Here is a 14978-nt window from a genome sequence, read left to right as displayed (position 1 = left end):
TGACGACCCTATGCTGGGAGCGTCCCGGTGAAGCTTCCGGAAACGCTCCGTGTAGCGTGGGTGAGGCTTCTTTTCAATCGACGAGGCTATCCAGCTGTTCCAGGGTGCGGCGCACGCCCTGGCGATGCATGGCATCGACATAAATATCGTATTGCTGGCGGAATCGCGTGTCTTTCGCCGCCAGCGGGCCAACCAGTTCGATGCTTTCGATAAGGGTGTCTTTCGAATTGCTGTCGATCAGTGGTTGCACCAGGCGCATGGCATTGGGTTCGCGCAGCGGATACGACTCACCGTTGTCGTCCTTTCCGACGCGGACATAGCGATCGTAGGCGGCCAGCAGGAAGGCAACGCGGCGGGCATCCTTGTCGTTTTCCAGGCAGGCCTTGATCGTCGGTCCGAGGAAGCCCGGAATCTTCGAGCCACCATCCAGGCAAAGGCGGTCGAGCTGATCGGCGATCGAGGCGTTACTGAACCGGTCGAGCAGCTTCTTCTTGTAGGCCCCCAGCTCCATGCCGGGCAGCGACGCCAGCCAGACACCCGCGTCGTCGTTGAGGAAGCCGGTGAGATAGGCATTGAACAGCGGATCCTTCACGGCGAGGTCCACGCGCCGGTGCCCGGACAGGAAGGCGGGGTACGACAGCATCTGGTGCGAGCCGTTCAGCAGGCGGATCTTGGCGTCCTCATACGGGGACACGTCATCCACGATCTGCACGCCATGGCATTCCCAGGCGGGACGACCATGGCGGAAGCGGTCTTCCAGCACCCATTGGATGAAGTCTTCGCAGATCACGGGAGCCTGGTCGTCGAGGCCGGTGGCGGCATTGAGTTCGTCGCGCACGACCGGCGTAGTGGCGGGCGTGATTCTATCCACCATGGCATTGGGAAAATCGACCTCGGCATCGATCCAGGCGGCCAGGTCGGGCGAACGGGCCTTCGCAAAGGCCAGCACGGCTTTCTTCGCCTGGGCCCCGTTGTGACGGAGGTTGTCGCAGGACATCACGGTGAACGCAGGCGTACCTTCGCTGCGACGACGTTCCAGTGCGCCGACGATGAAACCGAATGCTCCCAGTGGCGACTCCGGGTGCTTCAGGTCGTGCGCTACAGAAGCATCGTCCAGCCGGAAGGTACCGTGTTCGTCGATGAGGTAGCCACCTTCGGTAATGGTCAGCGAGACGATACGGATCGCCGGATCGCACAGCCGTTCCAGCACCCTGGCCGCTCCGTCGGAAGGTGCATGCAGGTAATCCACCATCGCACCGACGACATGCGTGCGCCGGTCACCGCGTGGATCGAACTCGCTGACCGAGTACAGCCCGTCCTGTGCTTTCAAGGCATCAGCCAGGGGTTTGTCCTGGTCGAGCAGGTTGATACCGAGGATGCCCCAGCCGGCCATATCGGTATCGGCCAGCGTCAGGTTCGTGTAGATGGCCAGGTGCGCGCGATGAAAGGCACCGACGCCGATATGGGCGATACCGGCCGTGACACCGCCACGGTCGAAGGGCGGGGCATCGACGCCACGGGGAAGGCGGTCGAGGTGCTGGGGCGTGAGGGCGACGGACATGGCAGCTCTTCAGGGGTGATGGATGGCGACGCCGCTGGCGTCGAACACATGGGCATGGGTGAGATCGAGCCGGATACATATCTCGCGCCCGGCGCGGCGATCGAAATCGCCGTCGGCGCGCACCGTGACCGGGCCTACGTGGGGTACTTCGACATAGGCGTACGTCTCGCTGCCGAGGCGTTCCACGACGGCGAGCTTGCCGTTGAGTGTTTCGCCCGTGCCGTCGCCTTCCTCGCAGACACGCAGGTGCTCGGGCCGCACGCCGACGGTAAGGTCGCCCATCGCATCGATCCGTACCGGCAGGTGCAGCAGGTTGCCGTTGCCCAGTCGCAGCTCACCATTCACCGGGGTGGCAGCGAAGAAGTTCATCTGCGGCATGCCGAGAAAGCCGGCAACGAAACGGTTGGCAGGCCGACGGTACAGTTCCATCGGCGAGCCGATCTGCTCGATGCGGCCCTCGCTGAAGATGGCGATCTTGTCCGCGAGCGTCATGGCCTCGATCTGGTCATGGGTGACGTAGATCATCGTGGCGTTGAGCTCCTGGTGCAGGCGAGCGATTTCCAGTCGCGTCTGCGCGCGCAGTGCGGCATCGAGATTGGACAAGGGCTCATCGAACAGGAACACGCGTGGCTCGCGGGTGATCGCGCGTCCGATCGCCACGCGCTGGCGCTGCCCGCCGGACAGCGCCGAAGGCTTGCGATCCAGGTAAGGCTCCAGCGCGAGGATCTTCGCCGCGCGGTTCACCTTCTCATTGATGCTGCTCTGATCCTTGTGCGCCAGTTTCAGTGCAAAGGACATGTTCTCGCGCACGCTCATGTGCGGATACAGTGCGTAACTCTGAAACACCATGGCCAGGTCACGCTTGTCCACGGGGCGATCGGTGATGTCGTCCTTGTCGAGAAGGATCTGGCCGTCGTCCACGTCCTCCAGGCCGGCGATCAGGCGCAGCGTAGTGGACTTGCCACAGCCCGATGGGCCGAGGAAAACACAGAACTCGCGATCCTCTACCACCAGGTCGATGCCCTTGATGACATCGGTACCCTCGAACGATTTGCGCAGCGAACGGATTTCCAGGCGGGACATGAGGCGGCTCCTATTTGACTGCGCCGAAGGTGAGACCACGGACCAACTGGCGCTGCGACAGCCAGCCCAGCACCAGGATGGGTGCGCAGGCGAGTGTCGACACGGCCGAAAGCTTGGCCCAGAACAGCCCCTCGGGGCTGGAGAACGAAGCCACGAGCGCGGTAAGGGGGGCGGCGCTGGAGGTGGTGAGGTTGAGCGACCAGAAGGCCTCGTTCCACGAGAGAATGAGGCAAAGCAGGGCGGTGGAGGCAAGGCCGCCACGACTGACGGGAATCAGCACGCGGAACATCGTCTGCCAGGTGCCTGCACCGTCCATCCGTGCCGCTTCGAGGATGTCGTAGGGGATGTCGCGGAAATAGGTGTAGATCATCCAGACCATGATCGGCAGGTTGATCAGCGCAAAGATGATCACCAGGGCCAGCCGGGAGTCGAGCATGTCGAGGTCGCGGCAGATCAGGTAGATCGGCACCAGCACACCCACGCCGGGGAGCATCTTGGTCGACAGCATCCACAGCAATACGTCTTTGGTGCGTTTCGTGGGGTGATAGGCGAAGGCATACGCCGCCGGCACGGCCACCGCCATGCCGAGCAGGGTGGCGCCACCGGCCGTCACGATGGAGTTCCATGCGTAATGCAGGTAGTTCGCCCGCGACAGGATCTCGCGGTAGTTCTCCAGTGTCGGGGAAAACACGAAGTGCGGCGGCATGCTGAAGGCTTCCAGCTCGCTCTTGAAGCTGGTGGCGAGCATCCAGAGGATCGGAAAGAACACCACCAGCGCCACGAGCCACGAGGCAATGGCGCGCAGTGTGCGGGCGAGGCGGCGCTTGGGTCGGTTATGGGCCATGTCGTTTCTCCTCAGCGCGCCGTCAGCGACTTGCCGATCAGGCGGATCAGGAACACCGCCATGATGTTCGCCAGCACCACGGCCACCAGGCCACCGGCCGATGCCGCACCCACGTCGAATTCCAGCAATGCCTGGGTATAGACCAGGTAAGGCACATTGGTGGTTGCGTCACCCGGCCCACCATTCGTGGTCACGAAGATCTCGGCAAAGATGTTGAGCAGGAAGATGGCCTCAACCATCACCACCACGGCGATAGGGCGCGCCAGATGCGGCAGGGTCAGGTAGCGGAAGATGGCCAGTCCGCGTGCACCGTCCATGCGAGCGGCTTCCAGTTGTTCGCGATCAAGCGATTGCAGTGCGGTGACGAAGATCAGGATCGCGAATGGCAGCCATTCCCACGACACCACGATGATGATCGACAATAACGGCCAGTCGGCGAACCAGTTCACCGGCGTGGCGCCGAACAGCTTCCACACCCAGGCAAGCAGGCCCGAGACGGGATTCATCAGCAGGTTCTTCCATACCAGTGCCGCCACCGTGGGCATGATGAAGAACGGCGAGATCAGCAACATGCGCACGATGCCCTGGCCGGGGAAGCTCTCGTCGACGAGGATCGAGATGAGCACGCCACCTACCACGGTGATCGCCAGCACGCTGCCGACCAGCACGATGGTGTTGAGCACCGACGTCCAGAAGCTCGGGTAGGTGAAGAAATATGCGAAGTTTTCCAGACCCACGAACGACGACTTGCCCGGATAGAGCAGGTTGTAATACTGCGTGGAGAAGTAAAGCGTCATCGCCAGTGGCACGATCATCCATACCAGCAGCATGATGATCGCCGGCTGCGCGAGCAGGCGCTCGGGGCGTTTGCGGATACGCGCGCTCATTGGGTCGGCTCCTGCTGGATGACGGGCTTGTGCTCGTAGTAGCCGGCGCGCTTCATCGTGCGGTCCACGGCGCCCTGGGCGGTACGCAGCAGTTCGTCCACGTTGCCGCGCCCGGCCAGCGCACCGGCAATCTGCCGGCCGACCAGGGTCGCCACGGCCTGGAACTCCGGAATCGAGACGATCTGGATGCCCTTGTAAGGCACGGGTTTCAGCGTGGGATGGGCCGGGTCCACGGCCTTCAGCGAGTCGTAGGTGACCTTTGCGAAGGGGGCGGCTTTGATATAGGCCGCATTCGCATACGTTGACTCGCGCGTGCCCGGCGGCGTGGATTCCTCGCCGTACTTTTTTGCCACCAGTTGCAGATAGGGCTTCGACGTGGCCCAGAGGATGAAGTCACGCGCGGCATCGGCCTGTCTCGAACTGGCGGGAATGGCCAGCGACCAGACCCACAGCCACGACGAGCCTTTGTCCGTGACTTCGTGTGGCGAGCGCACGAAGCCTACCTTGCCGGCGACCTGGCTTTCCTTCGGATTGGACACCGTGCCGCCACCGACGCTGGCATCCACCCACATTGCACAGCGACCACCGGCGAACAGCGCGAGGTTTTCGTTGAAGCCGTTGTCCGACGGACCGGGTGGTCCATAGTTTTTCAGCAGATCCACGTAGAAATTCACCGCCCCATGCCATTCGGGCGTGTCGATCTGCGGATGCCATTGCTCGTCGAACCAGCGACCGCCCCAGCTGTTCACGATGGTGCCGAGCAAGGCCATGTTCTCGCCCCAGCCGGCCTTGCCGCGCAGGCAGATGCCATAGACGCCATGCGCCGGGTCGTGCAGTTTCTGCGCAAAACCGCGGATCTGGTCCCAGGTGGGTTCCGGGGGCATCGTCAGGTTGGCGTGCGCGAAAAGATCGGTGCGGTAATAGGTGATGCTGGCTTCGGCGTAGAACGGCACGGCGTAAAGATGGTTATCTACGGTGAGCTGCTCGCGCACGTTCTTGAACAGGTCGTTGACGTCGTAATCGGTGGGCAGGTTGTCCAAAGGCGCCAGCCACTTCTGGGCACCCCACAACGGCGCCTCGTAGGCACCGATGGTCACCACGTCGAACTGCCCGCCATGCGTGGCGATGTCGGTGGTGAGGCGCTGGCGAAGCGTGTTTTCTTCGAGCACCACCCAGTTCAGATGCACGCCAGGATGCGTGCGTTCGTACTCCGGCGACAAGGCCTGCATGCGCACCATGTCGGCGTTGTTCACCGTGCCGATGGTCAGCGTCGTATCGGCGAAGGCGGCGCCCGATGCACCAAGTAGTGCAAGACAGCACGCCCGCCGGGCGAGTTTCCCCTGCCATTTCCGTCGATGATTCATCGTGCCTCCCATTGCGGCGGGCCGTTGCGCCGGCTGGATGTCGTCGCGTCGTGGTTCAGCGTTATAGGTGTTTGCGCACGGTCGTCACCAATACGGCGGGCGTCGTTTTGCGGTGAAAACAGATACTTTTTTGCAGGCAGGGGCAACGTGAATCCCCGGGAGCACGTGTTTTTGCTGCGAAGCAGCATGGTTCAACCAGAGCAATAAAGTATGTAAATGAACGCGTTCGCCCGGGCCGCTGCGGCGGCGCCGCATCACGTCTGGGGCGCAGGCCCGCGATGTCGCATCCGATACTCGCGGGGCGTCATGCCGGTAAGGATCAGGAAGCGCCGGTTGAAGTTCGACAGGTTGCTGAAGCCGACGTCGTAGCAGATGTCGGTAATGGGGGCGTCCGAACCGGACAATCGTTCGCAGGCATGTTGCACGCGGGTCTGGTTCACGTAGTCGATGAACCGGTAGCCCGTGTGCTGGTGGAAGAATCGCGAGAACGCGCTCTCGGACATATCCAGGCGGTCGGCGACCGCTTTCAGCGAGATATCGCCGGCATAGTGGCGTTCGATGTAGGTGACGGCCCGATGCAGCCTCACGGACTGTGCCGGATCGGATGCGGCCTGGAACGGCCGGCTACTCAGTGGCTTGCGTGTGTCGTCTTCCGCCAGGGCTTCCACCATCTCGAAGAAACTGGCGACGCGGCGCAGGCCGCCGTGGTCGGATACACGGCGAAAATGCGGCTCCAGCTGGCGCCCCAGTTCGCTGGAGAATGCGATGCCATGGCGGGCTTCTTCCAGCAGCAGCGACCGCACGTGCCGTGCCGAGGGGAAGAATTCGATGCAGCGGCGTACGAACGCCTCGGAGAACAGGATCACCCGGTCACGCAGCGCCACCGGTTCGCAGGTGTCGTCGGTGACCCAGTTGTGCGGCACGTTGGGGCCCGTGAGCATCAGCGTGTAGGGCGCGAAGCGGCCCGTGTAGTCGCCGACATAGGCCGTGCCTTCGGTGGCGACGATCAGGTGGAGCTCGTAGGCCGGGTGGTAATGCCAGCGGATCAGCCGGCTGCGCGAGCCGTGGTCGAGATAGTGGATCGTCGGCTCGTCGGACAGGCCCAGCAGATCCTGCTCACGGCCGAGCGCCGAGGTATCGGCCATGGGCGGCGGCAGCGAGAGGGCGGCGCGACGATTCATGCGATCGAGCGTACTCTTTCCCGTATGCAACCACCAAGGAACCCCGCAACATGAAGATTCTTATCGTCGGAGCCAGTGGCACCCTGGGCGAGGCCGTCGCGACCGAGCTGGGCCAGCGTCACGAGATCATCCGCGCCGGCCGCTCAGGTGGCGACGTGCGCGTCGACCTGCGCGATGCCGCCAGCGTCGAGGCGATGTACCAGCAGGTCGGTGAACTGGATGCCGTGGTCTGCGCCGCGGGCAAGGTGCCCTTCAAGCCGCTGGCCGAACTGGGCGAGGCGCAGTACCTCGAAGGCCTGCAGGACAAGCTGCTGGGCCAGGTACGCCTGGTGGTCGCCGGCACGCCGCGCCTGCGCGACGGCGGCTCGTTTACCCTCATCACCGGCATCCTTACCGAGCAGCCCATCGTGGCCGGCGCCTGCGCGAGCATGGTCAACGGCGCGGTGGAGGCCTATGTGCGTGCCGCCGCCATCGAACTGCCGCGCGGCCTGCGCATCAACGTGGTGAGCCCGAACGTGCTGACCGAAGCGATGGACAGCTACGGGCCGTTCTTCCGGGGTTTCGATCCAGTGCCGGCAGCACGCGCCGCCCTGGCGTTCTCGCGAAGCGTGGAAGGCCGCCAGACAGGGCAGGTCTACAAGGTCTGGTAACCGACACCCTCCAATGTAGGAGCGCGCCTCGCGCGCGACCGATATCGCGAATGTGTGTGGATTGTCGCGTTACCGGTCGCGCGCGAGGCGCGCTCCTACAGGGTTACGGGGTCGGGAAATTCCAGATCGGGGCACCCTGGTAGATCACCTGCACGCCGCCATCGTTGCGCACATACAGATACGCCCCGCCATGGTTCTCCGTGCTGGTGGCCCATTCCGGCTTGCCGTCGGCGCCATAGCTCACGAAATTGCCGTCGCCCTGCATGATCAGCGTGCCCTGCGTGCCGCCGGTCTTGCCGATCGTCGCGGTCTGCACGCCATCGCGATAGAGCCCGGCGCTGCCGTCGGCCTGCTGGCGCAGGCTGGTATGCCCATCGCATGACACGACCGGTTGCGCCACGGTCACTACCTGGTTGGGGCCCAGCACACCGCATTCCGGAATCGATGTATCGAACGGGCCCGGATCGGTGGGCGTATTGCGCGTATATCCCGTGCCGCCATGGAACAGGTTCACCACTTCATGAGCGATACGCAGGTTCCAGTCATGCGGCAGGCTGTAACCATCTACATCGAGATTCAGCCACGCCATCTGCGACGGTGTCTCTGACGCATTGCGCGCTGTTTTCAACAGGGACGTACCTTCGCCCAGTTCGTCGAACATCGCGATCTTGATCGTCCGCACACCTGCGCTTCGATCATCGAATGCCTGGTGCCAGAAGAACGCGCCGCCCAGCGATGCGGCACCCTCCGTCGGCTGGTTGCCGTTGTTCTGGTCACGGCCGGACGATGCCGGGAATACCGTCGGCATATAGAGCTGGCCCGCCGCCTGCGTTGCGGCAAGCTGCGGCTCGATGCGGTTCTGCAACTGCCACGGCAGGTCGGAATCGCCGCCGAATGCACCGACGTTCCAGGGCTGGATCACATCAAGCTTCGCCAGCACGTCCTTCCATTCCGGCAGCTCCATCCAGAAGGGGCTGACGCCACCGATCACGGTCATGTGCTGGGTGTTCTTGAACCAGTCGATGACGCGGCTGGCGAGCGCTGGCTTCACACCCCACAGCTCATCGGCTGGCCGCCCCATGCCCCACAGGCTGATCACCGGCTTGCCGTTGTGCTGCTGATACATCGGGTTGTCGAGTACGTGCAGGTCGTTGACCAGATGCGTCCAGTCCGAGGTGATGTGGTTGAAGATGGCGTCTTCGTCGGCCTGGGTCTGGGTGTTGTTGAAATTGCCGCTCATGTCGTACTCGATCATGATCGTGCGGCCGTTGTCCTGCGCGGCCTGGAAAGCGTGGCGCAGCACGATGTCGTTCTCCTGGTAGTAGGAGTCCGTCGAGCCCAGGAAGCGCTGGAGCATGGCACCGTCGATGCCGTATTCCTTCATCCAGCGGAAATGCAGTTCCGCGGTGCCGAGGGCCAGCGAAGTGAAGAAATACGCCTGCTGGCCATTCACAGTGAGGCCGGGCACGGGGCAGCGCGATTCGGCCGGATATTCGTCGGTGATGGGGAAGTTGGGGATGCTCACCATCTTCGCATCCGGCACCAGCTGCGAGATGTACGACCAGTGGAACCAGTTGCTGTTGTCGCCAGGGTCACCCGGGCAGTGGAACCAGCCCTGGTAGGCGGCGAACACGTGGTCGTTCATGGTGCTGGTGTCGACGTTCTGGGCATGAGCCCCGAAGGCGAGCAGGCCGGCGGTGAGCAGGGCGATCAGCTTGCGTCTGTGCATGTCGGTACATCCTGTTGGAAGGACATGCATCATGTGACTATGTAACGCAAGGGAGTGCGCAGCACGCCACGCTTTCGCAAGAACGCCCGTTGGTTTCATTTCCAAACGCAACCATCGCATTCTGTAGGAGCGCGCCTGCGCGCGACCGATTGTCGCGAAAATCATCATGGTTTCGATTCAACCGGTCGCGCGCAGGCGCGCTCCTACAGGGGAGCGACAACTCCAAAGGTTGCTTTACTACGGAGCGCACCGTTCCAACCGGTCGCGCGCAAGGCGCGCTCCTACACGTTTCAGACGGGTAGGGCGGTGCGTTCTACCGCGGCTACGCCGCTGCGTGCCTGGTCGGTGATGCCCGCCACGCCGCGCAGGCCATCGATGAATCCGTCCACCTCATCCGTGCGTCCGGTGAACTCCACCACGGACTGCGTGCCGATGCGTTCGAGCAGGCGTGCACCCACGCGCGTCAGGAAGGCATCCAGCACGTGGCCTTCGGCCTCCACGCGCACCACCGAAAGCTCGCGTTCCAGATGCTCGCGGCGGGTCAGTTCGGCAATCTCGATCACGTCCACGAGCTTGGCCGACTGCTTCACGACCTGCTCCACCGTGGCATCGTCGCCATACACGGTGAGGGTCAGGCGCGAGACTTCTTCATCGTGCGTGGCGGCGACGGTGAGCGATTCGATGTTGTAGCCGCGAGAGGCGAACAGGCCGGCGACGCGTGCCAGCGCGCCGGCCTCGTTCTGGAGCAGCATGGAAATCAGATGGCGCATCGTCAGAACATCCCTGTGGGCGCGGCCTCGCGGGCCACGGGTGCGTCGCGGCTGGGAATCCAGTCGCCTGTGATCATCTCGGCATAGGAAGCACCGGGGCCTACCATCGGATAGACGCCGGCATCGGGGTCGATCACCACTTCCAGGAAGGCCGGTCCGGCGAAGGTGAGGAATTCGGCAATGGTCGATTCCAGCTGCGAAACGTCATCCAGCTTGCGCGCCCACTCGAAGCCATCGGCCTGCGCGGCACGTACGAAGTCCTTCTTGTGCAGGCTCTTGTCGGTGGCCGAGAAACGTCCCTTGAAGAACAGCTTCTGCCACTGGCGCACCATGCCGTCGCCACTGTTGTTCAGCACGACCACCTTCACTGGCAGGCCATAGGTGGTCACGGTCTCCAGTTCGCCGATGTTCATGCGGATGCTGGCGTCGCCGTCGATATCGATCACGGTCAGGTCGCGGCGGGCGAACTGAGCACCGATGGCGGCGGGCAGGCCGAAGCCCATCGTGCCCATGGAGCCGGAGGTGAGCCAGCGACGGGGTTCGCGGAAATCGAAGTACTGCGCGGCCCACATCTGGTGCTGGCCGACGCCGGTGCTGATGATCGCCCGGCCATCGGTGATGCGGTTGATCGCCTCGATCACGGCGCAAGGCTGGATAAGATCGCTTTCGCGGCAGAAGTTCATCGGGTGGGTGGCCTTGAGGTTCGCCACATGCGCATGCCATGCGCTGTAGTCGGGCCGGAAGTCCGTTTCCCGGCCATAGTCGGCCAGGCGACGCAGGGACGATCCCAGTTCGCCGACGTGATGCCAGTGCACCGACTTCACCTTGCCGATCTCGGCGGGGTCGATGTCGATCTGGGCGATGGTGCGTGCCTTCGGCGCAAACTGTGCCGGTACGCCGACCACGCGGTCGTCGAAGCGGGCACCCAGGGCAAAGACGAAATCGCAGTCGTCCATCGCGTAGTTGGCATATGCCGCGCCATGCATGCCAAGCATGTGCAGCGCGAGCGGATCGGTGGTGTCGAAACCGCCGATACCCATCAAGGTGGTGACCACGGGAATGCCGTAGGTGTGGGAGAAGTCGCGCAGCGCATCGGCGGCCTCGGCGGCGATGACGCCGCCACCGGCATAGATGAGCGGACGCTCCGCGCGGGCCAGGGCCGCGAACAGGGCGGCGCAGGCATCGTCGTCGATGGTGGCCGACTGCACGGCATGCAGGCGCGAGCGATAACCACGCACGGCCAGCTCGCGCGAACCATGGAAGGTCAGCGGTGCGTTCTGCACGTCCTTGGGAATGTCGATCACCACCGGCCCGGGGCGGCCGCTGCGGGCGATCTGGAATGCGGTACGCAAGGTGGCTTCCAGGGTGGATGCGTCGGTCACCAGGAACACATGTTTCGCACAGGCGCCCATGATCGTGCTGATCGGTGCTTCCTGGAACGCATCGGTGCCGATGGCGCCGGTGGGCACCTGGCCGCAGATCACCACCATGGGGATCGAATCCGCCATGGAATCGCGCACGGGCGTCACCGCATTGGTGGCGCCGGGACCGGAGGTGACCAGGGCCACGCCCACGCGTCCGGAGGCACGCGCATAGCCGGCGGCCATGAAGCAGGCACCCTGTTCGTTGGCGGGAACGATCAGGGGCAGCGCTTCGGCACCGTCATCGCGCGGGTGTTCCGCGTTGTAGCGGAAGATGGCGTCGTATACGGGAAGGATGGCGCCGCCGGAATAGCCGAAGAGTACGTCGAGTCCCTCGTCGGCGAGTACCTGCACGACGATGTCCGCGCCGCTCAGCGAGCAGCCGGTCAGGGGGTGGTTCGAGGTGGCGCGGCGAGTGTCGCCGACGGTATCCAGTTGCGCGTTCACGGGGATAGGTTCCTTATGCGTAGGATGCGGAACGCGTCCTCCCCCGCATGAGGGGGAGGCGCAGGCGGAAGGAGGACGCGTTCCGGCAACGGGGGCCTCAGGCGCTCTTGGCGGCCTCCTCGGCAGGCTTGGGCTGGTTGGCCGAAAGCCACGGCATGCGCGCACGCAGCTGGGCGCCGACCTTCTCGATCGGGTGCTCCAGGTCGCGCTGCTTGAAGGCCTTGTAGTTGGGCAGGCCGGCCTGGTACTCGGCCGTCCATTCACGGGCGAAGGTGCCGTCCTGGATGTCCTTGAGCACCGCCTTCATGCGCTCCTTGGTGCTGTCGTCGACCACGCGCGGACCGCGGGTGTAATCGCCGTACTGCGCCGTCTCGGAGATGAATTCCAGCATGCGGGCCAGGCCGCCTTCATAGAACAAATCGACGATGAGCTTCAGCTCGTGCATGACTTCGTAGTAGGCGATCTCCGGACGGTAGCCGGCTTCCACCAGGGTCTCGAAGCCCTTGATCACCAGCTCGGAAGCGCCGCCGCACAGCACGGCCTGTTCGCCGAAGAGATCCGTTTCGGTCTCTTCCTTGAAGTCGGTTTCGATCAGCATGGCGCGCGCACCGCCGATGCCGGCCGCATAGGCCTGGGCACGCTCGGAGGCGTGGCCGGTGGCATCCTGGTGCACGGCGTACAGGCAGGGCACGCCACGGCCGATTTCATACTCGCGACGGACCAGGGCACCCGGGCCCTTCGGCGCGACCAGCACCACGTCGATGTCCTTGCGCGGCTGGATCTGTCCGAAATGCACGTTGAAGCCATGTGCAAACAGCAGCGTGGCGCCCGGCTTGATGTTGGCCTCGATGGCGTCCTTGTAGATGCCCGGCTGGGTCATGTCCGGCGTGAGCACGGCAACCAGGTCGGCATTGCGCACGGCTTCGGCCGGCTCGGCGACGGCGAAGCCATCGACATAGGCCTTGTGCCACGACGGACCACCCGGACGCAGGCCGACCACGACATCCAGTCCGGAGTCCTTGAGGTTGAGCGCATGCGCGCGACCCTGGCTGCCGTAACCGAGCACGGCGATGCGGGCGTTCTGAAGCGGGGCGGTAGTGGCTTGCTTGTCGGTCATGGGTCTCATCCTCGGGTAATAGAAAAAAATGTAGGAGCGCGCCTCGCGCGCGAAAGCCAATGAAACGGTGAAGCAGGAACAAGAGATGGTGCGAGATAAATCAGGGCCTGAAGGAGGTGCTGACGTCCGCGATACGGCCTGTTCGGGCCGGTCGCGCGCGAGGCGCGCTCCTACAGGATTCAGTTGCCGATGAGTTCCTGGCTCAGGTCCTCGTCTTCGATTTCACGGCGTACCCGCGCGGCGGTGACGGGCGCATCGTCGAAAGCCTGCGTCACCGCACCTTCAGCGGCGGAGCCCACCAGGCGTGCATACTTCGCCAGCACGCCACGGGTGACCTTCGGTGTGGGCGCACGCCAGCCGGCACGACGCGTGGCGAGGTCGGCATCGGTGCGCAGTTCGCGCGAGCTGGCATCGATGAAGATCGCGTCGCCTTCGCGGATCAGCCCGATGGGACCACCGCGCGCCGCTTCCGGTGCGATGTGGCCCACCATGAAGCCGTGCGTGGCGCCACTGAACCGGCCATCGGTGATCAGCGCCACATCGTTGCCCAGGCCACGACCGACAAGCGCGGCAGTGACCGCCAGCATTTCGCGCATGCCCGGGCCACCGGCCGGTCCTTCGTTGCGGATCACCACGACGTCGCCGGCACGGATGCGTCCGGCCTGCACGGCGTTGAAGGCGTCTTCCTCGCTTTCGAACACGCGTGCCGGGCCGGCGTGGCTGGTGCGGCCGTGACCGGCGAGCTTCAGGATGCAACCCTCGGGCGCCAGGTTGCCGTAGAGGATGCTGTACCCACCGCGTGGCTTCAGCGGTGCGCTGACCGGACGCACCACCTGCTGGCCTTCGGAGGCCTCCGGTGCTGCGTCCAGTTCGGCGAACAGCGAGCGGCCGGTGACGGTGGGCGTGTCCTTCAACATGCCGGCCTTGCGCAGTTCGCGTGCGACGACGGCGGTACCACCGGCAGCGGTCAGTTCCACGGCGCTATAGCGACCACCAGGCTTGAGATCGGCGATCACGGGCGTGTGCGCGGATGCAGGCTCGAAGTCTTCGATGGACAGCGGCACGCGTGCCTCGTTGGCCATGGCCAGCAGATGCAGCACGGCATTGGTTGAGCCTGCGGTGGCAGCGACCATGCGCGCGGCATTGTCGAAGGCCGTGCGGGTCATGACGTCGCGCGGCAGGCGGTTGGCCTCCAGGCATTCCATGGCCAGCTCGCCGCAACGGTAGGCGGCGGCACGTTTGTCCTTCGCCGTGGCCGGGATGTCGTTCAGGCCCACGGGCGACAGGCCCAGCGTCGTCAGCACCATCGCCATGGTGTTGGCGGTGAACTGGCCGCCGCAGGCGCCGGCACCTGGGCAGGCGTGGCGTTCCACGTCGTCCAGTTCCGCATCGCTGATCTTGCCGGCGCCATGGGCACCCACGGCTTCGAATACTTCCTGCACCGTGATCGGGCAACCGTTGTGGCTGCCGTGGTCGATGCTGCCGCCGTACAGGGCCACGCCCGGGATATTCAGGCGGGCCAGCGCCATCGCGGCGGCGGGAATGGTCTTGTCGCAACCGCACAGCACCACCATCGCATCGAGGCAGTGGCCATCGACGGCCAGCTCGATCGAATCGGTGATCAGCTCGCGGCTGACCAGCGACGAACGCATGCCCGACGTACCCATGGCGATACCGTCAGTGACAGCAATGGTGTTGAACTCCACGGGCGTACCGCCTGCCGCACGCACGCCTTCGGCGGCGGCTTCGGCCAGTTCGCGCAGGTTGAGGTTGCACGGCGACACGTTCGACCAGCTGTGCACGATGGCGACCATCGGCCGGGCGATGGCGTCGTCGTCGAGGCCGGTGGCACGCAGCATGGCACGCGCAGGCGCGCGGTCGGGACCGGTCTTGATGGCATCGCTGCGCAACGTACGCAGCGGGA

The 14978-nt window shown here is 64.4% G+C and carries 12 protein-coding genes; 1 reads left to right on the top strand and 11 read right to left on the bottom strand.

The window, feature by feature from the left end; translation table 11 throughout:
• Positions 1 to 73: 73 nt before the first annotated feature.
• The 6 genes from KR767_RS05595 to KR767_RS05565 form a co-directional block, all read right to left on the bottom strand.
• Positions 74 to 1561 carry a mannitol dehydrogenase family protein gene (locus KR767_RS05595; protein ID WP_250878403.1) on the bottom strand — a complete coding sequence of 496 codons (1488 nt, stop codon included), beginning with the start codon at positions 1559 to 1561 and terminating at the stop codon, positions 74 to 76.
• A gap of 9 nt (positions 1562 to 1570) precedes the next feature.
• A complete protein-coding gene (locus tag KR767_RS05585) occupies positions 1571 to 2644 on the bottom strand; it encodes an ABC transporter ATP-binding protein (protein ID WP_166950331.1) in 1074 nt (357 codons plus the stop codon).
• Between the two features lie 10 nt (positions 2645 to 2654).
• A complete protein-coding gene (locus KR767_RS05580; RefSeq protein WP_250878402.1) occupies positions 2655 to 3488 on the bottom strand; it encodes a carbohydrate ABC transporter permease in 834 nt (277 codons plus the stop codon).
• A gap of 11 nt (positions 3489 to 3499) precedes the next feature.
• Positions 3500 to 4375: a carbohydrate ABC transporter permease gene (locus KR767_RS05575; RefSeq protein ID WP_166950328.1), complete on the bottom strand. Its 876-nt coding sequence runs from the start codon at positions 4373 to 4375 to the stop codon at positions 3500 to 3502.
• Positions 4372 to 5739: an ABC transporter substrate-binding protein gene (locus tag KR767_RS05570; RefSeq protein ID WP_250878401.1), complete on the bottom strand. Its 1368-nt coding sequence runs from the start codon at positions 5737 to 5739 to the stop codon at positions 4372 to 4374. Before KR767_RS05570 ends, KR767_RS05575 begins: the two co-directional genes overlap by 4 nt.
• A gap of 254 nt (positions 5740 to 5993) precedes the next feature.
• Positions 5994 to 6920 (bottom strand): helix-turn-helix domain-containing protein, encoded by a 927-nt coding sequence (locus KR767_RS05565; RefSeq protein WP_166950325.1) that lies wholly within the window; start codon positions 6918 to 6920, stop codon positions 5994 to 5996.
• Positions 6921 to 6970: 50 nt separating this feature from the next.
• On the opposite strand from KR767_RS05565, the gene KR767_RS05560 reads away from it, so the two are divergent.
• Complete coding sequence (locus tag KR767_RS05560; protein WP_250878400.1) at positions 6971 to 7570, top strand: short chain dehydrogenase; 600 nt, start codon at positions 6971 to 6973, stop codon at positions 7568 to 7570.
• Between the two features lie 103 nt (positions 7571 to 7673).
• Here the strand turns inward: KR767_RS05560 and KR767_RS05555 are convergent, their stop codons facing one another.
• From KR767_RS05555 to ilvD, 5 genes are all read right to left on the bottom strand, one after another.
• Positions 7674 to 9299, bottom strand: a complete 1626-nt coding sequence (locus KR767_RS05555) for a hypothetical protein (protein ID WP_250878399.1) — start codon at positions 9297 to 9299, stop codon at positions 7674 to 7676.
• Between the two features lie 290 nt (positions 9300 to 9589).
• The gene (ilvN, locus tag KR767_RS05550) at positions 9590 to 10069 is read right to left on the bottom strand and encodes an acetolactate synthase small subunit (RefSeq protein WP_250878398.1); all 480 of its coding nucleotides are present in this window, start codon (positions 10067 to 10069) and stop codon (positions 9590 to 9592) included.
• A gap of 2 nt (positions 10070 to 10071) precedes the next feature.
• Complete coding sequence (gene ilvB / locus KR767_RS05545; protein WP_250878397.1) at positions 10072 to 11937, bottom strand: biosynthetic-type acetolactate synthase large subunit; 1866 nt, start codon at positions 11935 to 11937, stop codon at positions 10072 to 10074.
• Between the two features lie 97 nt (positions 11938 to 12034).
• Positions 12035 to 13054, bottom strand: coding sequence for a ketol-acid reductoisomerase (gene ilvC / locus KR767_RS05540; RefSeq protein WP_166950310.1), 1020 nt, complete (start codon positions 13052 to 13054; stop codon positions 12035 to 12037).
• Positions 13055 to 13233: 179 nt separating this feature from the next.
• Entirely contained in the window at positions 13234 to 14964 is a 1731-nt protein-coding gene (gene ilvD / locus KR767_RS05535) for a dihydroxy-acid dehydratase (RefSeq protein WP_250879125.1), read from the bottom strand.
• Between the last annotated feature and the right edge of the window lie 14 nt (positions 14965 to 14978).

The sequence above is a fragment of the Luteibacter anthropi genome (assembly GCF_023699965.1).
GTDB lineage: Bacteria > Pseudomonadota > Gammaproteobacteria > Xanthomonadales > Rhodanobacteraceae > Luteibacter > Luteibacter anthropi.
This window is presented reverse-complemented; position numbering and strand designations above follow the sequence as displayed.